The 26,865-nt window shown below is 66.2% G+C and carries 23 protein-coding genes, 1 tRNA gene and 1 riboswitch; of the genes, 13 read left to right on the forward strand and 11 right to left on the reverse strand.

Annotated features, from left to right (window positions below):
• Positions 1 to 13: 13 nt before the first annotated feature.
• The 3 genes from lspA to pyk are packed head-to-tail and all read left to right on the forward strand — an operon-like array spanning position 14 to position 2,851.
• Complete coding sequence (gene lspA / locus E0E39_RS05425) at positions 14 to 481, forward strand: signal peptidase II (protein WP_425470610.1); 468 nt, start codon at positions 14 to 16, stop codon at positions 479 to 481.
• Positions 478 to 1,398: an RluA family pseudouridine synthase gene (locus tag E0E39_RS05430; RefSeq protein ID WP_130873817.1), complete on the forward strand. Its 921-nt coding sequence runs from the start codon at positions 478 to 480 to the stop codon at positions 1,396 to 1,398. Before lspA ends, E0E39_RS05430 begins: the two co-directional genes overlap by 4 nt.
• A gap of 22 nt (positions 1,399 to 1,420) precedes the next feature.
• Entirely contained in the window at positions 1,421 to 2,851 is a 1,431-nt protein-coding gene (gene pyk, locus E0E39_RS05435; RefSeq protein ID WP_130873818.1) for a pyruvate kinase, read from the forward strand.
• A 54-nt stretch (positions 2,852 to 2,905) separates the two neighbouring features.
• On the opposite strand, the gene E0E39_RS05440 is transcribed toward pyk, so the two are convergent.
• Positions 2,906 to 2,989 (reverse strand) — tRNA-Leu (locus tag E0E39_RS05440).
• A gap of 128 nt (positions 2,990 to 3,117) precedes the next feature.
• On the opposite strand from E0E39_RS05440, the gene E0E39_RS05445 reads away from it, so the two are divergent.
• Positions 3,118 to 3,705 (forward strand): ANTAR domain-containing response regulator, encoded by a 588-nt coding sequence (locus tag E0E39_RS05445; RefSeq protein ID WP_130873819.1) that lies wholly within the window; start codon positions 3,118 to 3,120, stop codon positions 3,703 to 3,705.
• Here the strand turns inward: E0E39_RS05445 and E0E39_RS05450 are convergent, their stop codons facing one another.
• The gene (locus E0E39_RS05450) at positions 3,706 to 4,101 is read right to left on the reverse strand and encodes a PaaI family thioesterase (RefSeq protein ID WP_130873820.1); all 396 of its coding nucleotides are present in this window, start codon (positions 4,099 to 4,101) and stop codon (positions 3,706 to 3,708) included. It lies immediately after the preceding gene.
• Positions 4,102 to 4,132: 31 nt separating this feature from the next.
• Here E0E39_RS05450 and polA point away from each other — a divergent pair, with 31 nt between their 5' ends.
• The gene (gene polA / locus E0E39_RS05455; RefSeq protein WP_130873821.1) at positions 4,133 to 6,802 is read left to right on the forward strand and encodes a DNA polymerase I; all 2,670 of its coding nucleotides are present in this window, start codon (positions 4,133 to 4,135) and stop codon (positions 6,800 to 6,802) included.
• A gap of 18 nt (positions 6,803 to 6,820) precedes the next feature.
• On the opposite strand, the gene E0E39_RS05460 is transcribed toward polA, so the two are convergent.
• A complete protein-coding gene (locus tag E0E39_RS05460) occupies positions 6,821 to 7,537 on the reverse strand; it encodes a class F sortase (protein WP_130873822.1) in 717 nt (238 codons plus the stop codon).
• Between the two features lie 241 nt (positions 7,538 to 7,778).
• Here E0E39_RS05460 and rpsA point away from each other — a divergent pair, with 241 nt between their 5' ends.
• Both rpsA and E0E39_RS05470 read left to right on the forward strand, forming a co-directional pair.
• The gene (gene rpsA / locus E0E39_RS05465) at positions 7,779 to 9,227 is read left to right on the forward strand and encodes a 30S ribosomal protein S1 (protein WP_130873823.1); all 1,449 of its coding nucleotides are present in this window, start codon (positions 7,779 to 7,781) and stop codon (positions 9,225 to 9,227) included.
• Positions 9,228 to 9,862: 635 nt separating this feature from the next.
• Positions 9,863 to 10,126 carry a hypothetical protein gene (locus E0E39_RS05470; protein WP_130873824.1) on the forward strand — a complete coding sequence of 88 codons (264 nt, stop codon included), beginning with the start codon at positions 9,863 to 9,865 and terminating at the stop codon, positions 10,124 to 10,126.
• Between the two features lie 66 nt (positions 10,127 to 10,192).
• Here the strand turns inward: E0E39_RS05470 and gcvP are convergent, their stop codons facing one another.
• From gcvP to gcvT, 3 genes are read right to left on the reverse strand one after another with little or no spacing between them, the layout of a single operon-like run.
• Entirely contained in the window at positions 10,193 to 13,021 is a 2,829-nt protein-coding gene (gcvP, locus tag E0E39_RS05475; protein ID WP_130873825.1) for an aminomethyl-transferring glycine dehydrogenase, read from the reverse strand.
• A complete protein-coding gene (gene gcvH, locus E0E39_RS05480) occupies positions 13,021 to 13,380 on the reverse strand; it encodes a glycine cleavage system protein GcvH (protein WP_207302429.1) in 360 nt (119 codons plus the stop codon). Before gcvH ends, gcvP begins: the two co-directional genes overlap by 1 nt.
• A gap of 11 nt (positions 13,381 to 13,391) precedes the next feature.
• Positions 13,392 to 14,507 carry a glycine cleavage system aminomethyltransferase GcvT gene (gcvT, locus tag E0E39_RS05485; RefSeq protein ID WP_130873826.1) on the reverse strand — a complete coding sequence of 372 codons (1,116 nt, stop codon included), beginning with the start codon at positions 14,505 to 14,507 and terminating at the stop codon, positions 13,392 to 13,394.
• Between the two features lie 128 nt (positions 14,508 to 14,635).
• Positions 14,636 to 14,722, reverse strand: a riboswitch (glycine riboswitch).
• An 88-nt stretch (positions 14,723 to 14,810) separates the two neighbouring features.
• Between gcvT and E0E39_RS05490 the strand changes: the two genes are divergently transcribed.
• Positions 14,811 to 15,101, forward strand: a complete 291-nt coding sequence (locus tag E0E39_RS05490) for a putative quinol monooxygenase (protein WP_130873827.1) — start codon at positions 14,811 to 14,813, stop codon at positions 15,099 to 15,101.
• A gap of 14 nt (positions 15,102 to 15,115) precedes the next feature.
• Positions 15,116 to 15,700 carry a dephospho-CoA kinase gene (gene coaE, locus E0E39_RS05495; protein WP_130873828.1) on the forward strand — a complete coding sequence of 195 codons (585 nt, stop codon included), beginning with the start codon at positions 15,116 to 15,118 and terminating at the stop codon, positions 15,698 to 15,700.
• Positions 15,701 to 15,787: 87 nt separating this feature from the next.
• Here the strand turns inward: coaE and uvrB are convergent, their stop codons facing one another.
• The 3 genes from uvrB to E0E39_RS05510 all read right to left on the reverse strand — a co-directional run bounded on the left by uvrB (position 15,788) and on the right by E0E39_RS05510 (position 19,787).
• The gene (gene uvrB, locus E0E39_RS05500; RefSeq protein WP_130873829.1) at positions 15,788 to 17,833 is read right to left on the reverse strand and encodes an excinuclease ABC subunit UvrB; all 2,046 of its coding nucleotides are present in this window, start codon (positions 17,831 to 17,833) and stop codon (positions 15,788 to 15,790) included.
• 313 nt (positions 17,834 to 18,146) lie between these two features.
• Positions 18,147 to 19,001 (reverse strand): LppU/SCO3897 family protein, encoded by an 855-nt coding sequence (locus E0E39_RS05505; RefSeq protein ID WP_130873830.1) that lies wholly within the window; start codon positions 18,999 to 19,001, stop codon positions 18,147 to 18,149.
• A 102-nt stretch (positions 19,002 to 19,103) separates the two neighbouring features.
• Complete coding sequence (locus E0E39_RS05510) at positions 19,104 to 19,787, reverse strand: maleylpyruvate isomerase family mycothiol-dependent enzyme (protein ID WP_130873831.1); 684 nt, start codon at positions 19,785 to 19,787, stop codon at positions 19,104 to 19,106.
• A gap of 302 nt (positions 19,788 to 20,089) precedes the next feature.
• Between E0E39_RS05510 and uvrA the strand changes: the two genes are divergently transcribed.
• The gene (gene uvrA, locus E0E39_RS05515) at positions 20,090 to 22,918 is read left to right on the forward strand and encodes an excinuclease ABC subunit UvrA (RefSeq protein WP_342770211.1); all 2,829 of its coding nucleotides are present in this window, start codon (positions 20,090 to 20,092) and stop codon (positions 22,916 to 22,918) included.
• 161 nt (positions 22,919 to 23,079) lie between these two features.
• On the opposite strand, the gene E0E39_RS05520 is transcribed toward uvrA, so the two are convergent.
• Complete coding sequence (locus tag E0E39_RS05520) at positions 23,080 to 23,754, reverse strand: response regulator (protein WP_207302430.1); 675 nt, start codon at positions 23,752 to 23,754, stop codon at positions 23,080 to 23,082.
• Entirely contained in the window at positions 23,747 to 24,580 is an 834-nt protein-coding gene (locus E0E39_RS05525) for a sensor histidine kinase (RefSeq protein ID WP_130873834.1), read from the reverse strand. Before E0E39_RS05525 ends, E0E39_RS05520 begins: the two co-directional genes overlap by 8 nt.
• Before the next feature lie 132 nt (positions 24,581 to 24,712).
• Between E0E39_RS05525 and E0E39_RS05530 the strand changes: the two genes are divergently transcribed.
• The 3 genes from E0E39_RS05530 to E0E39_RS05540 are packed head-to-tail and all read left to right on the forward strand — an operon-like array spanning position 24,713 to position 26,833.
• The gene (locus E0E39_RS05530) at positions 24,713 to 25,414 is read left to right on the forward strand and encodes an ABC transporter ATP-binding protein (RefSeq protein ID WP_245988210.1); all 702 of its coding nucleotides are present in this window, start codon (positions 24,713 to 24,715) and stop codon (positions 25,412 to 25,414) included.
• Positions 25,411 to 26,184, forward strand: coding sequence for a hypothetical protein (locus tag E0E39_RS05535; protein ID WP_130873836.1), 774 nt, complete (start codon positions 25,411 to 25,413; stop codon positions 26,182 to 26,184). Before E0E39_RS05530 ends, E0E39_RS05535 begins: the two co-directional genes overlap by 4 nt.
• Before the next feature lies 1 nt (position 26,185).
• Positions 26,186 to 26,833: a hypothetical protein gene (locus E0E39_RS05540; protein WP_130873837.1), complete on the forward strand. Its 648-nt coding sequence runs from the start codon at positions 26,186 to 26,188 to the stop codon at positions 26,831 to 26,833.
• Positions 26,834 to 26,865 lie beyond the last annotated feature (32 nt).

The raw sequence follows: 26,865 nt of genomic DNA on the forward strand, positions 1-26,865 counted from the left end.
GGCCCTGCTCGCCGTGGGCGTCGCCCTGTTGGGTTTGGGGGTGGATCAGGCATCCAAGGGGGCCGTGCTGGAGGCCCTGTCCCCTGGGCAGCCCACGGAGATCGTTGGAGACCTCGTACGGTTCAATTTGACCTTCAACCCGGGAGCGGCCTTCAGCCTGGGGACGTCAATGACGCTGGCGCTCAGCGTCTTCGCGATCGTCGCCCTGGCGGTCTGCGTCTTCGTCGCCCTGTGCAAGGTGCGCACCCTTCCCCAGGGGATGGCGGTCGGGTTACTGATGGCAGGTGTCTCGGGGAATCTCCATGACAGGTTGTTCCGTGCTCCGGGGCCACTGCTCGGGCATGTCGTCGACTTCATCCAGCTTCCCCACTTCGCCATCTTCAACGTAGCCGACATGTGCATCACCAGCGCCGCCATCCTGGTGATCCTGTTGAGCCTGCGCAGCCCTTCCGAGGGGGAGAAAAGGTCCAAGCGGGCATGAGCGTTTTCCTGGTACCGGACGCCCTGGCGGGCCAGCGGATCGATGTCGTTGCCTCCCGGGTGACGGGGCACAGCCGTTCCCGGGTGGCCGAGTTGATCGCGACCGGGGGGATGCTGCTGGACGGCGAGATCGTGAAGCGGGCCTCGCAGGTCGTTGCCGCGGGGGCGATGCTGGAGCTGGTCACCGATCCCCGACCCACCCGGGTTACGGCGGAACCCCGGCTGGTCGGCGGCCTGGAGATCATCCACGAGGACCGGGACATAGTCGTGGTGGACAAACCGGCGGGGGTTGCGGCCCATCCGAGCCTAGGCTGGGCGGGTCCCTCCGTCACCGAACACCTGGCCGCTGCCGGGATCGCCATCGCCACATCTGGAGCACCGGAGCGGCAGGGGGTGGTCTCACGGCTCGATGTCGGGACCTCCGGGTTGATGGTGCTGGCCCGTTCCGAGCATGCCTACTCCGTGTTGAAACAGGCGTTCCGGGACAAGGCCGTCGACAAAACCTACCAGGCGCTCGTGCAGGGACATCCCGATCCGTTCTCGGGAACCATCGACGCCCCGATCGGTCGGCATCCGGGACATGAGTGGAAGATGGCGATCGTGGCTGGGGGACGGGAATCGGTCACGCACTACGAGACCCTCGAGGCGCATCGCGCCGCCACCCTCGTCGAGGTCCGGTTGGAGACCGGGCGCACTCATCAGATCCGGGTGCATTTCGCCGCGATCGGGCATCCCTGTTGCGGGGATCCGCTCTACGGTTCGGACCCGGCTCTGGCAAGACGGCTGGGACTCGACAGGCAGTGGCTCCACGCCACCCGGTTGGCCTTCGAGCACCCGGTGAAGGGAAACCGCGTCGAGTTCGAATCGGGGTTGTCGCAGGACCTCGAACACGCCCTGCACGAGGTGAGGTCGGACTGAGGCCGTGAGGTAGTGTTGCGACGTGCGTAGAGCAAAGATCGTTTGTACTCTGGGTCCGTCCGCCAATACGACTGACCGTCTCGTTCAACTCATCAACGCCGGAATGAATGTCGCTCGCCTCAACATGAGTCACGGGGACTACTCCGAGCACGAAAGCCGTCTCAACGCCGTCCGTGAAGCCGCCAGGGTCACCGGTCGCACCGTGGGCGTCCTCGCTGATCTTCAAGGACCGAAGATCCGTCTCGGCAGGTTCGCCGATGACCAGAAACACTTCCTGGAAGCGGGGGACCACTTCACCATCACCATCGAGGACGTCATCGGCACCAAGGAGCGCTGTTCCACCACCTTCAAGGGTCTCCCAGGGGACGTGAAGCCGGGGGACCAGGTCCTGATCGACGACGGCAAGGTGGGTCTTCGGGCGCTGGAGGTCTCGCCCACCGAGGTGCTCTGTGAAGTGGTCGTCGCGGGTCCCGTGTCCAACAACAAGGGAATCAACCTTCCCGGGGTCGCCGTCTCCGTTCCCGCCATGAGCGAGAAGGACGAGAGGGATCTGCGCTGGGCGCTCTCGAAGGACATCGACATGATCGCTTTGTCCTTCGTCCGCAGTGGCGATGACATCAAGCGGGTCCACGAGATCATGGATGAGGAGGGCCGCCGCATCCCTGTCATCGCGAAGCTGGAGAAGCCGCAGGCGATCGCAAACCTCCAGGAGATCGTCGACGCCTTCGACGCCTTCATGGTTGCTCGCGGTGATCTGGGTGTCGAGCTCCCGCTCGAGGACGTGCCGCTGGTCCAGAAGCAGATCATCCGCGCGGCGCGCAAGTGGGCCAAACCCGTCATCGTCGCCACCCAGATGCTGGAGTCCATGATCTCGGCTCCGCGACCCACTCGCGCCGAGGCCTCCGACGTGGCGAACGCGATTCTCGATGGTGCGGACGGCGTGATGCTGTCCGGTGAGACCTCGGTCGGTGACTACCCCGTGGAGACCGTCCAGACCATGGCCCGGATCGTCGAGGCCACGGAACATGACGGTCACGCCGAGATTCACGCCATCGACTGGGATCCCCACACCACAGGTGGTGTTCTGGCGCACGCGGCGGTGGAGGTCACCCGGAGGGTCGGGGCCCGCTACCTGGTCGCCTTCACCAAGTCCGGCGACACCGCCCGGCGGCTGTCCCGTCTGCGCCCCTCCATCCCGCTGCTGGTGTTCACCCCGGAGGTCACCACCCGGCAGGCCATGACCCTCACCTGGGGTGTCGAGGCCCACATCACCCCGGATTTCACGGTTCAGGAGCAGATGGTCGAGACCGTCGACGCGTTCCTCCGGGAGCGGGGCATGATCGAGGTCGGTGAGCGCATCGTCATTCTGTCCGGTTCGCCCATGGGGGTTCCCGGGAAGACGAACAACCTGCGTGTCCACAAGGTCAAGGCCAAGAACGAGATCGACGTCTGAGCTTCTCTCGAGGAGAGGGTGGGAACCGGTTTCTCGGTTCCCACCCTCTCGTCGTACCCGGCAGGGGACTCGAACCCCTACGGCCCTGCGGGCCAACTGATTTTGAGTCAGTCGCGTCTACCATTCCGCCACCCGGGCAGCAGGGAACCATTGTGCCACAACTGGCCGTTTCTTCGCCCAAACCCCTAGTGGCGCGCTAGAATGCCAGCTGAATCCATGTCTTGGAGACCTAGTCGGTCCACTCGAAGGGGAATGGAGCTGGAAGCATGGGCCAGAAGCGGCCGAGGAAGGTGCTCATCGCCGAGGACGAGGCGCTCATTCGTCTCGACCTGGTGGAGTTGCTGACCGAAGAAGGTTTTGAAGTGGTGGGGCAGGCGGCTGACGGCGAGGAGGCCGTCAAGCTCGCCCGGGAGTTGGAGCCCGACCTGATCATCATGGACGTGAAGATGCCCGGCATGGACGGCATCACCGCGGCTGAGATCATCGGTGAGGAACGTATCGCACCCATTCTCATGCTCACCGCCTTCAGCCAGAGCGAGCTGGTTGAGCGGGCGCGGGACGCCGGGGTGATGGGGTACCTCGTCAAACCCTTTGGCGCCAACGAGGTGGTGCCTGCCATCGAGGTCGCCATCGGACGTTTCGCCGAGCTGAGGGCGATCGAGGAGGAGCTGGCGAATCTTGAGGATCGTTTCGAATCCCGGAAGATCATCGACCAGGCCAAGGGAATGCTGCAGGAAGGGCTCGGGTTGACCGAGCCCGAGGCGTTCCGTTGGATCCAGAAAACGGCCATGGACCTGCGCAAGTCGATGCGCGAGGTCGCCGAGGGCGTCATCTCCCACAAGCGAAAGAAATGATCATCCCCGGGGGGTCACGAATCGGGAGGTCAGGCGGCCGAGAGCGGTGAGCCGTCCCGTGTCGTCGCGCACCTCGACCGTGTGAACGGCTCCCCCGTTTCCCAGGTGAACGGGAACAGCCCTGCCCGTGACCCTGCCGGAGGCGACGGGGCGCAGGTGGGTGACGCTGAGGTCGACGCCCACCGCGACCCGTTCCGGCTGGGCGTGCAGCCAGGCGGCCAGGGAGGCCAGGCCCTCCACCAGCGCCGCGGTCGCCCCGCCGTGCAGCAGCCCGGCAGGCTGTGTGTTCCCCGCCACGGGCATGGAACCGACCACCTCCACCGCACGGGCCGAGGTGATCTCGATGCCCAGTTTTTCGTGCAGCGAAGAGTGGGGTATCGCGGTGGCGTCGATCATGACCGTCAGTCTCGCACAGTAGATTGGGGACGTGAATCGCCTGCTCCTCATCGATGGACACTCCATGGCCTACCGGGCCTTCTTCGCCCTTCCGGCCGAGAACTTCCAGACCTCGACGGGACAGCACACGAACGCCGTGCACGGTTTCGTCTCCATGCTCATCGGTTTGCTGACCGCCGAGGAACCGAGCCACGTGGCCGTCGCCTTCGACGTGGGCCGGGAGTCCTTCCGCAATGAGTCCTACCCTCAGTACAAGGCCACCCGGAGCGCGTCGCCGCAGGAGTTCAGGGGGCAGGTGGAACTGATCAAGGAGGTCCTCGACGGGCTGCGGATAGCGCACGTCGAACTGCCCGGCTACGAGGCCGACGACATCATCGCGACCATGGCCACCCGGGCGGAGGCCGCAGGCTACGAGGTGCTGATCTCGACGGGCGACCGCGACGCCCTGCAGCTGGTGACCGACCGCACCACGGTGCTGTACCCACGCAAGGGGGTGAGCGACCTGGTGCGGATGACCCCGGCCGTGGTGGAGGAGAAGTACCTAGTGCCGCCGCGGCGCTACCCGGAGCTGGCGGCGCTGGTGGGGGAGACCAGCGACAACCTGCCCGGGGTGCCCGGGGTTGGCCCCAAGACCGCCGCCAAGTGGATCAACACCTACGACGGTCTCGCCAACATCATCGAACGCGCCGAACAAATTCCCGGCAAGGCGGGTCAGTCGTTGCGGGACCACCTCGACGACGTGCGACGCAACCGGCGCCTGAACCGGTTGCTGCGGGACCTGGAGCTGCCCCTGGGCTTCGAGCAGACCGAACGCCGCGACTGGAACCGGGAGGCCATCACCCAGTTGTTCGCCGCCCTCGAGTTCCGGTCCCTGCGGGAACGGCTTGCCCAGCTGTACGGGAACAACGGGGACGAACAGAACAACACCCGGGAAGCTTTCACCATCACGGGGAGGGCCCTGGAACCCGGCGAGGTGGCGGCCTGGCTGGAGGAGAACGCCACGGGGGAGGTGGCGCTGTCGTTCGTCGGCGTCTGGGGGGCCGGGACTGGTGATCTGCGGGGCCTCGGCCTGGCTGCCGCCGGGGGGCCGGAGGCGTTCATCGACCCCGGGTCCCTGACCCCCACCGACGACGAAGCGGTGGCGCAGTGGCTGGCGGATGAGGAAAGCTCCAAGGTGGTCCACGACGGAAAGGGCCCGCTGCTGGCGATCTGGGCCAGGGGCTGGGAACTGGGCGGGGTGGTCCTGGACGTGGCCCTGGCGGCCTATCTGCTGCGCCCCGACGTCAGGGGGCAGGAACTGGCCTCCCTGGTGCAGCGGTACCTGCACCGCGAGCTGGTGGCGGAGACGGCCACCGAGTCCCAGGAATCCCTGTTCGAGGTGGACGAGGGAGCCACGGCCGCGGCGGCCATGCTGAATGCCCGGGCGATCGCGGAGCTGGCTCGGGCGCTGCGGCCCGAACTCGAGTCCCAGCCCGCGGCGAAGCTCCTGAAAGATGTGGAGCTGCCGCTGCAACGGACCCTGGCGAAATGCGAGCGCGTCGGCATCGCTGTGGACCGGGATGTCCTGGACGGGCTGCGGGCCGAGTTCGACTCCGCCGTCGTGGCCGCCCAGCAGGCGGCGTGGGACGTGCTGGGGCACGAGGTGAACCTCGGTTCCCCGAAACAGCTGCAGAAGGTGCTGTTCGAGGAACTCGACATGCCGAAGACCCGGCGCACGAAGTCCGGGTACACCACCGACGCCGAGGCCCTCGAGGGGCTTTTCGAACGCACCGGGCACCCGTTCCTGGAGCATCTCCTGGCGCACCGGGACCGCATCCGGCTACGGCAGACCGTCGACGGGTTGCTGGCCGCAATCCAGCCCGACGGCCGCATCCACACCACCTACGTGCAGACCATCGCCGCGACGGGAAGACTGTCCTCCACCGACCCGAACCTGCAGAACATTCCCATCCGCACCGAGCTGGGGCGGCGGATCCGCAGCGCCTTCGTGGCCGGTGACGGTTTCGAGGCGCTGATGAGCGCCGACTACTCCCAGATCGAGATGCGTCTCATGGCGCACGTCTCGGGCGATGAGGGGCTGATCGCCGCATTCAGGTCCGGAAGAGACTTCCACGCGGAGATGGCGGCCATCGTCTTCGGGGTCGCCCCGGAAGAGGTCACGGGGCAGATGCGGGCCCGGGTCAAGGCCATGAATTACGGTCTCGCCTACGGGCTCGGCGCCTACGGGTTGAGCACCCGGCTCGGGATCTCCGTCACCGAGGCGAAGGAACTGATGGAGGTCTACAACTCGCGAGTGGGTGGGGTGCAGCAGTACCTGGCGGAGGTGGTGACCGAGGCCCGGAAGGTGGGATACACCTCGACCCTGCTGGGGCGGCGGCGTTATCTGCCGGACCTGAACTCCAGCAACCGACAGCGGCGCGAGATGGCGGAGAGAGCGGCGCTGAACTCCCCGATCCAAGGTTCTGCGGCCGACATCATCAAACTGGCGATGCTCGAGGTCGAACGCGGTCTGATCGCGGAAGGGTTGCGCAGCCGCATGCTGCTCCAGGTGCACGACGAACTCGTCCTGGAAATCCATCCGGGGGAAAGGGAAGCGGTGGAGGAGCTGGTGTGCAAGGAAATGGGCACCGCCATGGATCTGGCGGTGCCCCTGGAGGTTTCGGTCGGGGTCGGCGACTCGTGGTTCACTGCGGCACACTGAGCCGCCGACCCTGCGGGATCAGGCTCCGTCGGTCACGGGCTTGAACTTGAAGAAGATCCGCGAGTCCCATTCGTTGGTGTCCTTGTTGTGGTCCCAACAGATGACGATGGCGAGTTCGGGATCACCGCTCTTGCGCTCCAACACCTCCGAGTTCTGATCGAACTCGGAGACCATGATCTTCTGGGCCTCGGTGAACTGGTAGCAGGCGGTGCGTCCATCCGCGCTGGTGAGCTTCAGGACGTCTCCGGCCGCGAGCTGACTTGTGCCGTCCTTGTAGAGCTGATTACCGACGGCCTCACCGCTCTGGTAGGTGTGGATCGAGAGGACGACCTGGCCCGCGTTGGAGCCGGCGGCCGGGCCCTGGTTCCACCAGGCAGCGGTCTTCGGCTCGTCCTTGGGCGGCGCTTCGATGTGGCCTTCGCTGTCGCTCCCCAAGGAGAGGACGTTGGCCTCGACCCCCAGCTTCTCGATCGAGTAGCTGACCGGCACGAACCCCGCCTCATCCGTTGCGCTGCATGCGCCCGGGGATGCGGGGGTCGTGGCTTCGGGAGAGGTCACGGCCGTGCCATCGGCGTTTCCACTGGCGCTGGCCGCCGGTGGGGTGTCAGCCTGGTTGGGGTTGTCGTTCTTGGGCTGAAGGACCCATACGAGGGTCAGGGCTACTGCCAGAAGAATTGCAACCACGGCTATACCGAGCTGCACCTTCCGGTTCTTGAGAGCTTCGACGAGATTCACGGGAACAGGTTAATCCCTGCTCCAACCACCGCCAACCGGCCTACCGCGATTAGTTTTCCCCGGTGATGTCGAATTGGTTTGATCTTGACCGGCTCCCGGGGCAACGATAGGGTGAAGGGGCGCTGTGGCCTGCCTGCCCTCGGACCGAGTGGGGCTGGCACGTCCGTCCTCCCGAGTCCGATCCCGGCCCGGGACGATGGACAGGGCACAGGGCGAAACCTTATTGTGAAAGCCCTACTACATGTCCTCCTCCTCCACTGAGGCCTCGACCGTGGCAGTCGACGATTTCGGTTCCCCGGAAGCCTTCATGGCGGCCGTCGACGCCACCATCAAGTACTTCAACGACGGCGACATCGTCTCCGGAACCGTTGTCAAGGTCGACCGGGACGAAGTCCTGCTCGACATCGGCTACAAAACCGAAGGCGTCATCCCATCCAAGGAACTCTCCATCAAGCATGACGTCGATCCTTTCGACGTGGTTCAGGTCGGCGACGAGATCGAGGCCCTGGTCCAGCAGAAGGAGGACAAGGAGGGTCGTCTCATCCTCTCCAAGAAACGCGCCCAGTACGAGCGCGCCTGGGGAACGATCGAGAAGATCAAGGAGGAGGACGGCGTCGTCTCCGGCTCCGTCATCGAGGTCGTCAAGGGCGGTTTGATCGTCGACATCGGCCTGCGCGGCTTCCTGCCCGCGTCGCTGGTCGAGATGCGTCGTGTCCGTGACCTCCAGCCCTATGTCGGCATGGAACTCGAGGCCAAGATCATCGAGCTCGACAAGAACCGCAACAATGTGGTGCTGTCGCGTCGCGCCTGGCTGGAACAGACCCAGTCCGAGGTTCGCCAGACCTTCCTCAACCAGTTGCAGAAGGGTCAGATCCGCAAGGGCGTGGTCTCCTCCATCGTCAACTTCGGTGCATTCGTGGATCTCGGTGGGGTCGACGGCCTGGTGCACGTCTCCGAGCTCAGCTGGAAGCACATCGACCACCCGAACGAGGTCGTCGAGGTCGGTACCCCCGTCACCGTCGAGGTGCTCGAGGTGGACATGGACCGCGAACGCGTGTCCCTGTCCCTGAAGGCCACCCAGGAAGATCCGTGGCAGACCTTCGCCCGCTTGCACCAGATCGGCCAGATCGTGCCCGGCAAGGTCACCAAGCTGGTTCCGTTCGGTGCCTTCGTCCGTGTCGGTGACGGTATCGAAGGCCTGGTGCACGTCTCCGAGCTGGCGGAGCGGCACGTCGAGATCCCGGAGCAGGTCGTCTCCGTCGGTGACGATGTCATGGTCAAGGTCATTGACATCGACCTGGAACGTCGTCGCGTCTCGCTGTCGCTCAAGCAGGCCAACGAGGGCGTTGACGTGGCCGCCGAGGAATTCGACGCATCCCTCTACGGTATGGCCGACAGCTACGACGAGCAGGGCAACTACATCTACCCCGAGGGCTTCGATCCGGAGACCAACGAGTGGAAGCCCGGCTACGAGGAGCAGCAGGCCGCTTGGGAGCAGCAGTATGCCGAGGCCCAGGCCCGCTGGGAGGCCCACAAGCGCCAGGTGGCCGAGGCCGCGGAGGCCGAACGTCAGGCAGCCACCGCCGCCGGCACCGGCTACGCCTCCACCTCCACCGAACCCGTCGAGGGCTCCCTCGCATCCGACGAGGCCCTCCAGGCCCTTCGCGAGAAGCTGACCGGCAGCAACTGATCCGCCGAGAAATCTCGATCCGGGCCCGCTTCCCTCTGAGGGAAGCGGGCCCGGATCATAGTGTGAGAATCCTGCGGACAGGCATCGTGCGGAACTGATCAAATCAGCCTGCGAGGTTCACAGGAACAGGAGAATCCATGAGGCTTGTTCACAGACAGCGCGTCGGTCAAGAAAACTCCTGGTCAGCGCACACTTGAGGAGGGTCATGAACAAGCCTCCATGATCCAGTTGGCAGATCCGACAGCATCGCTTCGGGCGCTAACTTTCGGATTCAGCATTGACTTTCGGTCGAATTTGGCCTTGTGGTCTTGCCCGGTGAGGGTGAGAAGCGCAGGATGGCAGGTATCCCGGTTCTCGAAGGAAGGAGATGAACATGAGAAGCCGGTACTTATCAATCCTTGAGGCTTATTCACAGCCATCCTCAAGCGCGCTCCGACTAGGGGTTTCACTGGTCGACGCGCCGCCTGTGAATAAGCCTCCTTGTGTCAACCGTGATGATGGCTGCAGCCCTGCTGGGACCTTCTGCCGCCGCGAGAGCGGACGATGGAGTTGCCGCTGGCATCGAACGACTCTCCAAGGCTCCCGCTTTCGTTGACTTCTTGATCAAATGGGATGCTGCATGCAGGTGATGTGACATGTCCACCACTTCGAAGAAATGGGTGTGGCCGCGGACCTTCGGTCGGCGCTTCGCCTTCGCCATGTCCGTCTATCAGCCGGTCGGGTTCGTCGCTTCTCTGCTGGTCGGATGGTTCAAGCAGTTGCCTCTTGCAGTGACGATGCTGCACGTGTGGCTGTGGGTGTTCGTGATCTGCACCGTCATCTCAGTGGGACAAGCCGCCCTGGCCCGACCGGGTGCCTCGTTCTGGAAACCTCTGATCCCGGTGGAGGAAACCGACTGACATCTTCACGAGAAGAAGAGGGCTGCCCCGAAAGGAGCAGCCCTCTTCTTCTCGCAAGCCCGTGGCTCAGCCCGGCGTTCCCTCCCAGGGCGGGCAGCTGCACACCAGGTGCCGGTCACCGTAGGCGTTGTCCACCCTTCCGACGGGAGGCCAGTACTTGTCCACCCGGAACGATCCGGGCGGGAAGCACCCTTCTTCCCGGGAGTAGGGACGATCCCAGTCCGTGATGAGATCCTCCACGGTGTGCGGAGCCCGGCGCAATGGCGACTCCTCGGCCGCGATCCGCCCCGAGGCCACGTCGTCGGCCTCGCGGGCGATGTCCAGCATCGCGGTGACGAAGCGGTCCAGCTCGGCCAGGGTTTCCGACTCCGTGGGCTCCACCATCAACGTGCCCGCCACCGGGAAGGACATGGTGGGGGCGTGGAAGCCGTGATCGATCAGCCGCTTGGCGACATCATCGACAGTGATTCCGTGGCGTGCGAAGATGCGCGTGTCCACGATGCACTCGTGTGCCACCCGTCCGTTTCCGCCGCGGTACAGGATCGGGTACGCCTCCGAGAGCCTGCTGGCGATGTAGTTGGCGCTCAGGATCGCCACCCGCGTGGCCTGGGTCAGTCCGCTGCCGCCCATGAGCCGGATGTAGGCCCACGAGATCGGCAGGATCGAGGCAGAACCGAGAGCCGCTGCCGAGACCGCGCCCTCCTCACCCGAGGCCGGATCACCCGGCAGGTACGGTTCCAGATGTTCCTTGACACCGATGGGACCCATGCCCGGACCACCGCCGCCGTGCGGGATGGCGAAGGTCTTGTGCAGATTCACGTGGCTGACGTCGCCGCCCAGATCCCCCGGCCGCACGAGACCGACCAGGGCGTTCATGTTCGCGCCGTCGATGTAGACCTGCCCGCCGTGGGCGTGCGTGATCTCGCAGACCCTCCGGACGGTGTCCTCGAACACGCCGTGCGTGGACGGATAGGTGATCATCGCGGCCGCCAACCGGTCCCCGGCCTCCTCCGCCCTGGCGGCGAAGTCGTCGAGGTCGATGTCGCCGTTCTCCGCGGACTTCACCGCCACGACCCTCATTCCGGCCATGGTCGCCGAGGCGGGGTTCGTGCCGTGGGCCGAGGTCGGGATCAAGCAGACGTCGCGCTCGTCACCGTTGGCGCGGTGATAGGCCGCGATCGTCCGCAGCCCCGCGTACTCGCCCTGGGCGCCGCTGTTGGGTTGCATGGAGAACGCGTCGTAGCCCGTGATCTCACACAGCAGCCTGCCCAGGTCCGCCGCCAGCTCCCGGTAACCCTCCGACTGCGAGGTGGGGGCGAACGGGTGCAGATCCGCGAACTCCGGCCAGGTGATCGGCATCATCTCGACCGCGGCGTTCAGTTTCATGGTGCAGGAACCCAACGAGATCATCGCCCGGTCCAGGGCCAGGTCCCGGTCGGCGAGGCGGCGCATGTAACGCATCATCTCCGACTCGGCCCGGTTCATGTGGAAGACCGGGTGGGTCAGGTACTCGGAGGTGCGCAGCAGCGAATCCGGGATCACCGGATGCTGGCTGAGTTCCGTGGCCGGTTCGATGCCGAAGGCGTCCAGCACCAGCGCGAGGGTTTCCAGGGTGGTGGTCTCATCCACCGAGATGCCCACCCTGTCGCGGCCGACGCGGCGCAGGTTGATGCCCCGCTGTTCGGCGGCTGCGATGATGCCCGCCTGGCCGACTCCCACCCGGACCGTGATCGTGTCGAAGAATTCGTCCGGTTCGACGACGGCGCCCCCGGCCCGCAGGTGTTCCGCGAGGGTGACCGCCATCAGGTGGACCCGCTGACCGATGGCCTTGAGGCCGGCCGGGCCGTGGAAGACGGCGTAGAAGGACGCCATCACCGCGAGCAGGGCCTGGGCCGTGCAGACGTTCGACGTGGCCTTCTCGCGTCTGATGTGCTGTTCCCGGGTCTGGAGGGCCAGACGGTAGGCGCGATTGCCCGCGCTGTCCCTGGACACCCCGACGAGACGCCCGGGCATGGTGCGTTTCAGCTTGTCACGGCAGGCCATGAACGCGGCGTGCGGACCACCGAAACCCATCGGGACCCCGAAACGTTGGGCCGAACCGATCGCGATGTCGAATCCCATCGCCCCCGGTTCCTTCAGCAGGGTCAGCGCCAGCGGGTCGGCGGCCACGATTGCCAGGGCACCCGCCTCGTGCAGGGCCTCGCATCGTGCGGTGTGGTCCCGCAGGTGCCCGTGGGTGCCGGGATAGGCGAGGATGGCGCCGAACAGGCCGTCGACCTCCAGGTCCTCGACCTCACCGACCATCAGGTCGATGCCCAGCGGGCGGGCCCGGGTGGCCAGGACGCTGAGGATCTGCGGGTGCAGGTCGGCCGCGGCGAAGAAACGCGACTTCTTGCGTTTGCCCGCCGCGAACGCCATGTTCATCGCCTCCGCGGCTGCGGTGGCCTCGTCGAGCAGGGACGCGTTGGCGATCTCCAGCCCGGTCAGGTCACTGATCATGGTCTGGAAATTCAGCAGCGCCTCCAGCCTTCCCTGCGAGATTTCCGGCTGATACGGGGTGTAGGAGGTGTACCAGGCCGGGTTCTCCAGGATGTTGCGCTGGATCGCCGGGGGAGTGATCGTGCCGTAGTAGCCCTGGCCGATCATCGACGTCCGGATCTTGTTCTTGGCGGCCATCCTGCGCAGTTTCCCCAGCACGGCACCCTCGGTCAGTGGTCCCCAGGACAGCGGTTCTGTCTGACGAATCCCGGTGGGAACCGTCTGGTTGATCAGTTCATCAAGGGTGTCGACCCCGATCGCCGAGAGCATGGTCTCCATCTCGGCCGGGCTCGGCCCGATGTGACGACGATTGGCGAAGTCGTCCGGGTCGTAACTGGTCGGGTTCCAGGCACTCATCAGCCGATCAGCGCCTTGTACTCGTCCTCGTCGAGGTACTCATCCAGGGCGGAGGGGTCGCTGGGCTGGATCTTGAAGAACCAGGAACCTGCCGGGTCCTCGTTGACGGTCTCGGGGGAGTCGACCACCGTCTGATTGATCTCGGTGATCACCCCGTCGAAGGGTGCGACGATTCCGGAGGTGGCCTTCGTCGACTCGATCACGACGATCTCGTCGCCCTTTGCGACCTCGGCCCCGACCTCGGGAAGTTCGACGTAGACGACATCACCCAGTTCGCCGGTGGCATGGTCGGTGAGGCCGACGGCGACCCCGTCGTCGCCGCTGTCGAGCCAATCGTGGTCCTTGGTGTATTTGATCATGTCTGCTCTCCTCAGCGCTTGTAGGACGGTGTGATGAACGGTAGTGCAGTGACCGTCAACGGAAGACGTTTGCCGCGCACCTCGGCGTGGACGGTGGTTCCGGGTTGGACACCGGTGGGCAGCATCGCCATGGCGACGGGACCGCCCACGGTGGCCCCGAAACCTCCGGATGTGACCTCGGCCACCGGGTCGGTGTCCTCGGCGGACAGGAACAGCTTCGCTCCCTCCCGCACGGGGGCGCGGCCCTCGGCACGCAGGCCGACCCGTTTACGGGAAACCCCCGCGGCAAGCTGGTTCAGGATCACATCGGCCCCGGGAAAACCACCCTCACGGGAGCCCCCCAGGCGCCGCACCTTCGGGATGGCCCAGCCCAGGTCGGCCTCGACCGGTGTGATCTGCGGGCTGAGATCGTGCCCGTACAGGGGCATTCCCGCTTCGAGACGCAACGAGTCCCGGGCACCGAGCCCTGCCGGAAGCACCCAGTCGAACCCCAGGAGGGCGCGGGCCAGGCGTTCGGCATCGGCGCTGGGGACGGAGATCTCGAAGCCGTCCTCGCCGGTGTATCCGGAACGCGAGACCCAGACCGGGACACCCTCCCAGTCGAGGATCCGGGAATCCATGAACTTCAATCCGGCTGCTGCCGGGACCAGCCCGGCCAGGGCCTCCTCGGCCCGGGGGCCCTGCAGGGCCAGCAGCGAACGATCCGTGAGGTGTTCGACCGTGATCCCCTCGAGGGTGCGCAGCAACCCGAGGTCGTGATCGGAGCGGGCCGCGTTGACCACCAGGAAGTATCGATCACCGTGGTGGGCGAACATGAGGTCGTCCAGGACCCCGCCGTTCTCGTCGGTGAACAATCCGTAACGCTGGCGTCCCTCGGCCAACCCGGCGACGCTGGCCGGGATCAGCGTTTCGAGGGCCGCCGCGGCATCGGCCAGGTTTCCGGACTCGGGACGGACCAGAACCTGACCCATGTGGCTGACGTCGAAAAGCGATGCGGACTGCCGGGTGTGGTTGTGTTCCGCGATGATCCCGGCGAACTGCACGGGCAGCTCCCACCCCGCGAAATCCACCAGACGGCCGCCCAATTCCTTGTGCAGCTCGTGCAACACGGTGGTTGACAGTGACATGAGGACCCCTTCCTGCCGACGTGCGACGTTGCTGGGTGGTGCGGCCCACCCGGAGCCCCCTCTGTCACTGCTGCCTGAGATCGTTTCATCCTTCGGCGGACCCCGGCGGGGTCTCTCTCCAGAGTGTGGAAGTCGTCGCGGTCCTGGGGCCTGAGAGTTTCCGGGGCGGTTGCTCCTTCGGCACCGATCTGGATCGGTTCTCCCGCTACAGGACACAGCATACAGATAGAGGCAGGGAAGTCTCGGGGGTACCCTTGGGAAACAGCGGCCTGAAACTTCGATGAGGAAGGAAGGAGAAGGGGCATGGCGGTGAATCTGATTGCCCGGTTCGAGTGCCGGGATGGGGCGCGAGAAGTCGTGGCAGGTCTGATCGGGGCCTACGCCGAGCACGTGAACGCCTCACCGGGAACGGTGCGCTTCGAGGTGTACACGGAACGCGACAACCCGAATCAGTTCGTGATCATCGAGTGCTACCGGGACGAGGACGCCTTCAAGGGACACCTGGCAGATCCCGAGAACACGGTGTTCAACGACAAACTGGGGCCGCTGATCTCGGGAGACGCCTCCGAACTGACCTTCCTCGAGGTTCCGTAATACCCTGTGGTCCCGTGCGGATCGGATTGACGGGCGGGATCGCGTCGGGCAAGTCAACGGTGGCCCGGGAACTGGAACGGCTGGGCGCCGTCATCATCGACGCCGACGTTCTGGCCCGGGACGTGGTGGCCCTGGGGACCGAGGGGTTGAAGGCGGTGGTCACTCGTTTCGGGGAATCGGTGCTGGCCACCGATGGGAGCCTGGATCGTCGCGCGCTGGCCCGCATCGTCTTCGCCGACCCTCAGGCGCGAGCCGATCTGAACGCCATCATCCATCCCCGCGTGCGGGAACGGGCTGCCGAGATCGAGGCCGCTGCTCCCGCGGGGGCGGTGGTGGTGCACGTCATTCCATTGCTGGTGGAAACCGGGCAACAGGACAATTTTGACGCAGTGGTCGTGGTGGACACCACGGCCGAGGAGCAGCTGCGCAGACTGACGCGCCGCGACGGCCTGACGGAAACCGAGGCAGAGCAACGAGTGGCCGCTCAGGCCAGCCGCGAGGAACGACTGGCGGTGGCCACGCATGTCATCGACAGCTCCGGCCCGGTTCGGGAGACCATGCGGCGGGTCGGTGAGCTGTGGTGGAGCCTCTCAAGGTGAGGCGCGGAACTTCCTGTCGGCCCCGGGAAAGTATGTTGCGGGCGGCGTGAATGCCGGGTGGACGAGCGTCCGCGTCAAGGGGCGGGGTTATTTGTTGGCCTCGATCATCTGCCGGAGTTCCTTCTTCAGGTCGGCGATCTCGTCGCGGTGGCGGGCCGCCAGCTCGAACTGGAGATCGGCGGCGGCCTGGTGCATCTGGGCGGTGAGGTCGTCGATCAGCTTCGCCAGCTCCTGCTCGGGAAGCTGATCGGCCTTCAGGCCCCGCTCCCGGCGGCCATCAAGGAGGGACTCTGTGTCGGCGTCCTCCCTGTTCAGCATGTCCGTGATGTCGGCGATCTTCTTCCGCAACGGCTGCGGGTCGATACCGTGCTCGGTGTTGTAGGCGAGCTGGCGGGCGCGCCGCCGGTTGGTCTCGTCGATGGCGGCCTCCATCGACGGGGTGATGGTGTCGGCGTACATGTGCACCTGTCCGGCGACGTTGCGTGCGGCACGGCCGATGGTCTGGATCAGGGAACGTTCCGAACGGAGGAAACCTTCCTTGTCGGCATCGAGGATGGCCACCAGTGAAACCTCCGGCAGGTCCAGACCCTCCCGCAGCAGGTTGATGCCCACCAGTACGTCGTAATCACCCAGCCGCAGCTCGCGCAGCAGCTCGACCCTTTTGAGGGTGTCGATGTCGGAGTGCAGGTAGCGGGTCCGGATGCCGGCGGCCATCAGGTAATCGGTCAGGTCCTCCGCCATCTTCTTGGTCAGGGTGGTCACCAGCACCCGCTCGTTGTTCTCGGCCCGGGTCCGGATCTCCCCGATGAGATCGTCGATCTGGCCCTTGGTCGGTTTGAGGACGATCTCCGGATCCACCAGGCCGGTGGGGCGGATGATCTGCTCGACGAAACCGTCGCTCCGCTCCAGCTCGTAGGGACCGGGAGTGGCGGAGAGGTAGACGGTCTGCCCGATGCGCTGGCAGAATTCGTCGAACTTCAGGGGCCGGTTGTCCAGGGCGCTCGGCAGGCGGAAACCGTGCTCCACGAGGGTGCGTTTCCGGGAGGCGTCGCCCTCGTACATGCCACCGATCTGCGGGATCGTGACATGGGACTCGTCCACCACCAGGAGGAAGTCCTCGGGGAAGTAGTCCAGCAGGCAGGCAGGTGCGGATCCCGCGGCCCGGCCGTCGATGTGACGGGAGTAGTTCTCGATTCCGGAGCAGGTGCCGATCTGGCGCATCATCTCGATGTCGTAGCTGGTGCGCATCCGCAGCCGCTGCGCCTCCAGGAGCTTGTTCCGGGCCTCCAGGTCCTGCAGCCGGATCGCCAGCTCCGCCTCGATCCCGGCGATGGCGCGTTCCATCCGTTCCGGTCCGGCGGAGTAGTGGGTGGCGGGGAAGACGTAGATCTCGTTCTCCTCGCGCAGCACCTCGCCGGTCAGCGGTACGAGGGTGGAGATGCGTTCGATCTCGTCGCCGAAGAACTCGACACGCACCGCGTTCTCCTCGTACATGGGGAAGATCTCCAGCACGTCCCCGCGCACCCGGAAATTGCCCCGTTCCGAGGAGAGGTCGTTTCGGTTGTACTGGATGTCGACGAGGTGCCGCAGCAGCGTGGAGCGTTCGTACTCCTCACCGACCCGCAGGGTCAGGCGCTGGTCGAGGTACTCCTGGGGGGTGCCCAGCCCGTAGATCGCGGACACGGTGGCCACCACGATGCAGTCTCGGCGGGTCAGCAGCGAGCTCGTCGCTGAGTGCCTGAGGCGTTCCACCTCCTCGTTCAAGGAGGAGTCCTTCTCGATGTAGGTGTCCGTCTGCGGGACGTAGGCCTCGGGCTGGTAGTAGTCGTAGTAGGAGACGAAGTACTCGACGGCGTTGTCCGGGAAGAACTGGCGCAGCTCGTTCGCGAACTGCGCGGCGAGGGTCTTGTTCGGCTGCATCACCAGGACGGGACGCTGCAGTCGTTCCGCCAGCCAGGCCACCGTGGCGGTCTTGCCCGTCCCCGTGGCGCCCAGGAGCACCACATCCCTCTCGCCGGAACGGATGCGGCGCTCCAGTTCCGAGATCGCGGCCGGCTGGTCCCCCGAGGGGGAGAAATCGGCCTGCACCCGGAAAGGCGCCACCTGGCGGCGAAGCTCGTCAATCGGTCTCATGGGAACCGATTATGCGCCATGGAACACATCGGGGTTGCGATGCAGTAGGTGCGGGCGGGGTGGTGTAGGTGAGGTCTTCCTCGCCGGTTTCGCAGGACGCGTTCGCCTGGTCGGCGCTTTTGGTGACCTTGATGCTCGCCTGGGCGCAGTCATTCGCCACCGCGGGAGGTTCGGTGGCGCTGGAAGAATTGCTGCAACGGAGTGCGGAAACAGAAACGTATGCCGGGTCGGCCACTGGCCGACCCGGCATACGCGTCCGCGGTTAGCTGTGTCGCCTCAACCGGTCACTGGGGAACCGGTTGTGCGTCATGGCTCACTTGGGTTCCCCGAAGCAGTAGGTGCGGGCAGGGGTGGTGTAGGTGAGGTCTTCCTCGCCGGTTTCGCAGGACGCGTTCGCCTGCTCGACGCGTTTGGTGACCTTGAACCTCGCCGAGCCGCACTCCGCGACATCGAAGGCCGCGGTGCTGCTGGACGAATCTTTGTAGCAGACGTCCTGGTGCAGGTTCGGGATCAGGCAGACGGCTTTCACCGTGCGGGTGCTGCCGTAGCGGGATTTGCTGCTGATCTCGTAGGACGAGGTGTTGGCCGGGCAGGACTTGGTGTCGGAGACGACCTGGCTCACCTCGTAGGAGAACTTCGATTTGTCGGAGCAGTCGACCTTCTCCTCCTGGGCGTCGGTCGTGGTCCCGGTGATGATCAGACAGTTGCCGACCTGAAGGTTCTCGTTGGTCTTGAAGTTCTGCCACAGGAACCAGCCGCCGGCGCCGAGGACAACAACGACGGTGACGAGACTGATGATCTGACGCACCCCGAAGCGCTTCTTCGGCGTCGCCTGCTGGGCTGTGACGTACTGCTGCTGGGCCTCGTACTGCTGTTGAGCGGCATACTGCTGGGCCGCCTGTTGCTGCTGGGCCATGTACTGCTGCTGGGCCTGGGCAGGGTCGTAGGGCTGACCCTGCCCCTGGCTGGGGTCGTATCCCTGTCCCTGGTTGTAGGGCTGACCCTGCCCCGAGTTGTATCCCTGCCCCTGGCTGGGGTCGTATCCCTGTCCTTGGTTGTAGGGCTGACCCTGCCCCGAGTTGTATCCCTGCCCCTGGCTGGGGTCGTATCCCTGTCCTTGGTTGTAGGGCTGGTTGGGGTTGTACGGCTGGTTCGGCGGTTGCGTCATCACTGTCCTTCGATGGAAGAGTCCTTGATGCTGACGGCCGCTCCTCCCCGCTGGGCCGCAGATCTCACTGAAGACGTATCAAAAGGGTTGGCGAGAGGGTTGTCAAATTTTGTCTTGCTCCAGGTCGTCGGATTCGATTCCCCGGGCCATCCACAGGAGCAGGGAGGAGGCCGGGCCGGCCGCGCGCCGCCGTGGTGGTTGCGTCCCGGTGCGCAGCACATGTCCTCCCAGGGTGACCAGCTCCAAGGCATCGTTCCCACTTGCGAGATGGGAGGTCTCGAAAGTAAGCACCGGGATCGCGACATCATCGTCCACATCGAGTCCTGATGCAGTCGGTTCCAGGTCGAAGCAGTGCAGCACCAACTCGCGCAACCGCACCAGGGGAAGATCCTCGACGGCGATCCGCATCCCCGGGCGCAGTGACACGTCGCCCTTTCGGCCCGACAGCTGGACGAGAAGCTGATCCAGCTCACCTGCGCTCGTGTCGAGCTCGATCTGGAGATGAAGACCATCGGAGATGGCCAACAACTCGCAGTCGTCCCCCAGCGTGGAGTCATAACCGTCGACGTCGTCACCCTCCCCGAGAAGTCCCCGGCACACCTGCGCCAGGCTGCGGGCGCCCTTGATCAGGTGGGCGGCGACATGGCTGCGGGTCCAGCCCGGTAAACGGGTCGACGCGGCCCAGTCCTCAGGGGAGTAGGCGATCGTACGTCCCAGGAGCATGTGGGTCTGCTCCCGCACAGCGTGCAGATGTGAGTCGAAATGCTTGCCAGGGGCGCTCGGCATGCCGACAAACCTATCAAAAGTGAGAGGTCCCACGGACAGGCGCTGCTGACTTTGGCCGCCCCGGATGCGTTTCCGAGCACGTCACCCCCGGACAAACGCACTTCGCCGTGCTCTCCCGGGTCGGTACGCCCACACCGTCGCCACACAGGTCTCGCCGCCACGCGTCGGTCCGTCACGGGCACCCGCCCGCCGGCTTCCGGGTGCGGAACCGATCGGGACCCGCCCCGTCCTGCCCACGCAGCATCGATGCGCCGGGCGGCATAGCATGTGTGACCGTGAATGCTCGACCTGCTCAATGTGGCATCCTCGTGCGAGGCGCCCGCGTCCACAACCTGAAGAACGTCTCCCTGGACCTGCCCAGGGACTCCCTGATCGTTTTCACGGGACTGAGCGGGTCGGGCAAATCCTCGTTGGCCTTCGACACCATCTTCGCCGAGGGACAACGACGCTACGTCGAGTCCCTGTCCGCCTACGCCCGCCAGTTCCTGGGGCAGATGGACAAGCCGGACTGCGACTTCATCGAAGGGCTTTCGCCCGCGGTTTCCATCGACCAGAAGTCCACCTCCCGGAACCCGCGCTCCACGGTCGGCACCATCACGGAGGTCTACGACTACCTGCGTCTCCTGTTCGCCCGCATCGGCATCCCGCACTGCCCGGTGTGTGGCGCTGTCATCGGCAGGCAGAGCCCGCAGCAGATCGTCGACCGGCTGATGGGTCTGGCCGAGGGCACGCGTTTCCAGGTGCTCGCGCCCATCGTGCGCGGCCGCAAGGGCGAGTTCCAGGAAACCTTCCGGCAGCTCGTCGCCGACGGCTACGCCCGGGTGCGGGTCGACGGGCGGCTCCACCCTCTCACCGAACCCCCGGTGCTCGACAAGAAACGCAAGCACGACGTGGACGTGGTGGTGGACCGGGTGGTGGTGAAGGCCTCCGCCAAGCAGCGGATCACCGAATCCGTGGAGGCCGCCCTCCAGCTGGCCCACGGGGTGGTCGGAGTGGAGTTCGTGGGCCTTCCCGCGGACGATCCCGAACGCGAGAAACGTTTCTCGGAGAAACTCGGCTGCCCCAACGAGCACGACGTCGCCATCGACGAACTGGAACCCAGGCAGTTCTCCTTCAACGGGCCGTGGGGGGCCTGCCCCGAGTGTTCCGGGCTCGGGACGATGCTGGAACCCGATCCGGAACTCATCATCCCCGACGAGACCCTGAGCCTGGCCGACGGGGCAATCGCCCCCTGGAATACCCCGCATCTGAAGGGGCACTTCGAACACGTCCTGGAGGCCCTGTCCCTCGAATCCGGTTTCGACATGCGCACCCCTTGGCAGAACCTGGCGGCCAAGCATCGGAAGGTGCTGCTCAACGGGGTTCCCGGGGCCGTGGTGGTGAGTTTCCGCAACCGGTTCGGGCGGACCCGGTCCTTCTCGCAGAAATACGAGGGCATCCTGCCGTTCGTCCGGCGCCGCTACGCCGAGTCCGAGACCGACTCGGCGCGCGAACGCTGGGGAGGTTACATGCGGGAGATCAACTGCCATTCCTGCGGTGGCACGCGGCTGAGGCCCGAGACCCTGTGCGTCACCGTCGCCGGCAGGAACATCGCGGAGGTTGCGGACCTGTCCATCGGGGAGGCCTTCGAATACCTGGATGCGCTCTCCCTCAACGAACGAGAGGCGCGGATCGCGGAGCGCGTGGTCAAGGAGATCCGGGAGCGGCTGCGTTTCCTGCTGGATGTCGGCCTGGACTACCTGACGCTGTCGCGGTCGGCCGGGTCGCTGTCGGGCGGCGAGGCGCAGCGCATCCGGCTGGCCACGCAGATCGGGTCCGGCCTGGTCGGTGTGCTCTACGTCCTGGACGAGCCGAGCATCGGGCTGCACCAGCGCGACAACCGGCGGCTGATCGAAACCCTCGTGCGGTTGCGTGACCTCGGCAACACCCTCATCGTCGTCGAACACGACGAGGACACCGTCCGCGCCGCCGACTGGGTGGTCGACATCGGCCCGGGCGCTGGGGAGCACGGCGGTGAGGTCGTGGTCTCCGGACCCGTCGAGGAACTGCTCACCAGCGAGGAGTCCATGACGGGCCGCTATCTGTCGGGAAAGCTGTCCATCGACGTGCCCGCGGTGCGGCGCCCCGGCAACGGCAGATCCGTGACCGTCGTCGGCGCGTCGGAGAACAACCTCCAGGACGTGGACGTCTCCTTCCCTCTGGGCAGGCTCGTCGCGGTGACCGGGGTGTCCGGATCGGGGAAGTCGTCGCTGGTCAACTCGATCCTCTACACCGCGGCCGCCAAGCAGATCTACGGCGCCAAGGCGGTGCCCGGCAGGCACCGGAAACTGAAGGGCCTGGAGAACCTGGACAAGGTGATCCAGGTGGATCAGTCACCGATCGGCCGCACCCCGCGCTCCAACCCTGCCACCTACACGGGGGTCTTCGACAAGATCCGCGGACTGTTCGCCACCACCCCGGAGGCCAAGGTCCGCGGCTACCTGCCCGGACGGTTCTCCTTCAACGTCAAGGGTGGGCGCTGCGAGAACTGCTCGGGCGACGGCACCATCAAGATCGAGATGAACTTCCTGCCGGACGTCTACGTTCCCTGCGAGATCTGCCACGGGGCCCGGTACAACCGCGAAACCCTCGAGGTGCACTACAAGGGCAGGTCGATCTCCGATGTGCTGCAGATGTCCATCAGCGAGGGGACGCGGTTCTTCGAGTCCATCCCGGCCATTGCCCGGCACCTGAAGACCCTCGAGGAGGTGGGGCTCGGCTACGTCCGCCTCGGACAGCCCGCGACCACCCTGTCCGGAGGCGAGGCGCAGCGCGTGAAACTCGCCGCCGAGCTGCAGAAACGTTCCACGGGGCGCACCCTCTACGTGCTCGACGAACCCACCACGGGCCTGCACTTCGAGGACATCCGCAAACTTCTCGCGGTGCTGCACCGTCTCGTCGACGCGGGAAACACGGTCGTGGTGATCGAACACAACCTCGACGTCATCAAGTCGGCCGACTGGATCATCGACATGGGCCCGGGCGGCGGATCCCGCGGCGGCCGGGTGGTGGCCACCGGCACCCCGGAGGAGGTCGCGAAGGTGACGGAGTCGGCCACCGGAGAGTTCCTGGCGCCGCTGCTGGCACATTGAAGGCACATTGAATCGGCCAAAGCTGGTTGAGCCGGTCTGCTCGCTCTGCGAGGGGGTCGTGTCGAAACCATGGTGATGGTGTCCGGGAAGCCGGTGTTGGGCTTGTCGTTCGGCTGCCGGTGGTTTCGACCCAGCCGTTCGTGTGAGCCTTGCGTGCTGGCTCAACCGGTTCGTTTCCCCAGGCCTCCGGGACGCACCAGCCCGTGTTCGTAGGCCGCGATCACCAGCTGGGCGCGGTCCCGGGCCTGAAGACGGCTCAGCAGCGCGGAGATGTGGGTCTTGCAGGTGGCGCGGCTGATGTGCAGTTCCCGTTCGATCTGGTCGTTGGACAGGCCTCGGGCCACGAGGCGGAGGATCTCGGTCTGTCGCGGCGTCAGGTCCGCCACCCTCCCGGAGGGAGTCGCGTCCGGGAGGTAACTCTCCACCAGGGTGGTGATGGCGGAGGGCGCCAGGAGGGCCTGCCCGGCCGAGACGGTGCGCACCGCGTTGATCAGGGCCTCCGGGGTCGCGTCCTTCAACAGGAAACCGGAGGCTCCCGCGCGCAGGGCCCCGAAGACGTACTCGTCCAGGTCGAACATGGTCAGCACCAGCACCCGGACCTCGGACAGTCGCGGGTCGCGGACGATGGAACGGGTGGCCGCGATCCCGTCGAGCTGCGGCATGCGGATGTCCATCAACACGACCTCCGGCACCAGCTCGCGGGCCAGCGAGACGGCCTCCACGCCGGTGGCGGCCTCCGCCACGACCCGGAAGCCCGGCTGGGAGTCCAGCAGATGCGCCAGCGACTGGCGCAGCAACTGCTGGTCGTCGGCTATCAGGACGCGGATCTCAGGCACGGGCGGGCTCCGGATCCGGTAACTCTGCCTCGAGCCGGAAACCACCGGGGGACCGGTGGTGCCGGAGGTTCCCGCCCAGTGCGGTGACGCGCTCCCGCAGCCCGATCAGGCCACTGCCCGCCCCGGGACGTGAACGCCACCCGGGAGCCGGGCCGGCATCCGTCACGGCCAGGTGCAGGACTTCCCCGCGGCGGGTGAGCTCGATGCGGACGCTGGTGGGCCCGGCGTGCCTGGCGGCATTCGCCAGCCCCTCCTGAAGGATGCGGTGGATGGCCAGCGCCACCCCCTCGCTGTTCGGTGTGCCCCCGCCATCGGACATCGTCACGTGGAGTCCCGCCCGCTCAGCGGCTTCCAGGAGACCGCTCCAGTCAGGATCACCCGGGTTGGTGGGGGACAGGGGCGCGTCCCGGTCGGAGCGCAACACCTGGAGCATCCGGCGCAGCTCCAGGGTGGTGGCGCGGCTCGCCTGTTCGATGTCGCAGAGCGCGGTCACCAGGCGTTCGGGGTCCTCGGCGTCGACGTTGCGGGCCACCGCGGCGCGCACCGTTATCAGGCCGATGCCATGGGAGACGAGATCGTGCAGGTCCCGGGCTATCGTCAACCGTTCCGTCGTCACGGCGGCGGCGATCTGCTGGGATCGCAGCTGCTCGGCCTGACGCCGCCCGGCCCGCTTCGCCACCCACCAGATCCAGCACACCAGCAGGGCGGCCGACACAATGATCGTGAACTGGGCCAAGCTGTTCGGACCCGGCTCCGTGCTGACGCCGCACAAGGTCATGAGCAGCACGAGCACCGCCAATACCTGGACGGAGAAGAAACGGTGCATGGGACGATGCTAGTTGCGCAGAGGGGAGGAATCATCACCCCACGGGCTGAGAACCCAGGGGTCGAGGCGCGGACCGGAAATCGGTGCTGGGCCCGACGGGCAGGGGACGTTCGCCGCAGCATGATCGGTGCCATGATCAGATTTGACGATGTCTCCAAGGTCCGTGGCCGCCGGAAGATCCTGGACGGGGTGGGATTCGAGGCGAGGCCCGGGCGGGTGACGGGTTTCGTCGGACCGAACGGGGCCGGCAAGTCATCGAGCCTGCGCATCCTGCTCGGCCTCGACCGGGCCACGGCCGGGCACGCCACCATCGACGGCCGTCCCTACCGGGAGCTCCAGAATCCGCTGATGCACGTCGGCTCCATGCTCGACGGGGCCGCCGCCCACCCGTCCCGCACCGCACGCGCCCACCTCGGATGGGTGGCGGCCAGCAACGGCATCCCGGGAAGACGGATCCAGCAGGTCCTGGAGGAGGTCGGGTTGGCGGCCGACGCCAATAGGCGGGTCGGCACCTATTCGCTGGGCATGGGACAGCGCCTCGGATTGGCGACCGCCCTGCTGGGGAAACCGGAGCGATTGGTTCTCGACGAACCGGTCAACGGTCTCGACCCGCAGGGGGTCAGGTGGATCCGCCGGCTGCTCCGGGCGCACGCCGATGCGGGGGGTACGGTTCTGCTCTCCAGCCACCTGATCGGTGAACTGGCGGAGATCGTCGACGACGTCGTGATCATCAACGGCGGCCGGATCAAGGCCCGGGGTGGGGTGGCCGACGTCATGGCGGGTCATCCCAGCCTGGAGGAAGCGTTCTTCGCGCACGTGGAGGCGCGCGCATGAGGCGGGCGATGCGCGCCGAGGCGCTGAAACTGTGCACCCTTCCCGGCATCTGGCTGGCCGGTTTGCTGGCCCTGGCGGTCCCGATGCTCCTGGCATGGCTGGCGAGCTCCCAGACCAGGCGCGCGGTGGAAACCGGCCAGCTCGGAGCGCTGTACGACACCTCCACGACCGACTCCGGATTCACAGCGCTCACCGTGGCGCAGGTAGGTTTCGTGGTGCTCGGTGTGCTGTCCGTCTCCAGCGAGCACGTCCGCAACGCCCAGGCCGTCGGGCGGGGCAGGCAACTCACCACCAGCATGGTTGCCACACCCGGGGGAGCCAGACGGATGGTCGCGAAACTCGCCGTACTCCTGGGAATCGCCACGGTCCTGGCCGTGGCAGCCACCGCGGGCACCCTGGCGGTCGCGCACTGGGCACTGGGTGGGGTGGAGGCCACGTGGGGGAACCCCTGGCCCCGGGTCGCGGGGGTGGTGCTCTTCCTGGTGACCATGACAGTGATCGCAGCCGCCCTGGCCGAGCTGGTCCGCGGTGGAGCCCTGCCCCTGACGCTGCTGGTGATCAACTCCTCGGCCGTGTCCTTCTCGTTCCTGCTCTCGAAGGTGACCCCTCTGGCCCGCTACGCACCGGACCTTGCGCTGGCCCACACGTTCCTGACCGACATCGCGATCGAGGATCCCCTCAGCCCCGGGGCCGGAATGCTGGTGGGCGCCGCCTGGGGCGTTGCCGCCATCATCCTGGCCGTGCTGCTTCACGCCAGAAGGGAGGCCTGAGATGGCGGTCATCGCGGCGGAGTGGCGCAAACTCGGGCTCCCGGGCATCTGGCTGGTTGCGGCGCTCACGGTCACCGGATCCTGGGTGTCGGCGGCATTGATGTCGGGGACCAGCGGTTCCGCGCAGACCCTGCTGCTGGTGCCCTCGTTGACGGCCATGGGGTGCATCCTGCTCGGTGTGACGGCGGCGACGGGGGAGTACTCCGGAAGACAGGTCTCCACCACCTGTACAGCCATGCCCCGCCGGTTCCCGGTGGCGGTGGCCAAGGCGCTGACCGCAGCGGTGGCGCTGACTGTGACGGCGATGCTGGCCGCGGGCGGGGTGCGTCTGTTGGTTCCCGAGGGCGAGTGGGCCCTTCCGGGGGTGGTGGCACATCTTGCCGTGATGGGCATGCTCGGATACGCCATCGGCCTGGTGGCCAGGCAGCTGGTTGCCTCCCTCACCACGGCGCTCGTCCTCCTCGTCGTGGCGGCTCCCGTGCTGCGGCCCTACACCCGGCTGGCAACTTGGCTGCCCGGTTCCGTCGGGACCGACCTGTTCGCGTCCGATCCGGCGCATCCCCTGGTGGAATCGGCGGGAGCCCTGGCTGGGTGGGTGCTGGGATTCTGGGTGATCGCCGCAGTGGTCTGGGTCCGTCGCGACGCCTGACGAGGAAAAGCCCTTGCCGGGGTGTACCCTCA

The organism is [Pseudopropionibacterium] massiliense, assembly GCF_900607225.1.
GTDB lineage: Bacteria > Actinomycetota > Actinomycetes > Propionibacteriales > Propionibacteriaceae > Arachnia > Arachnia massiliensis.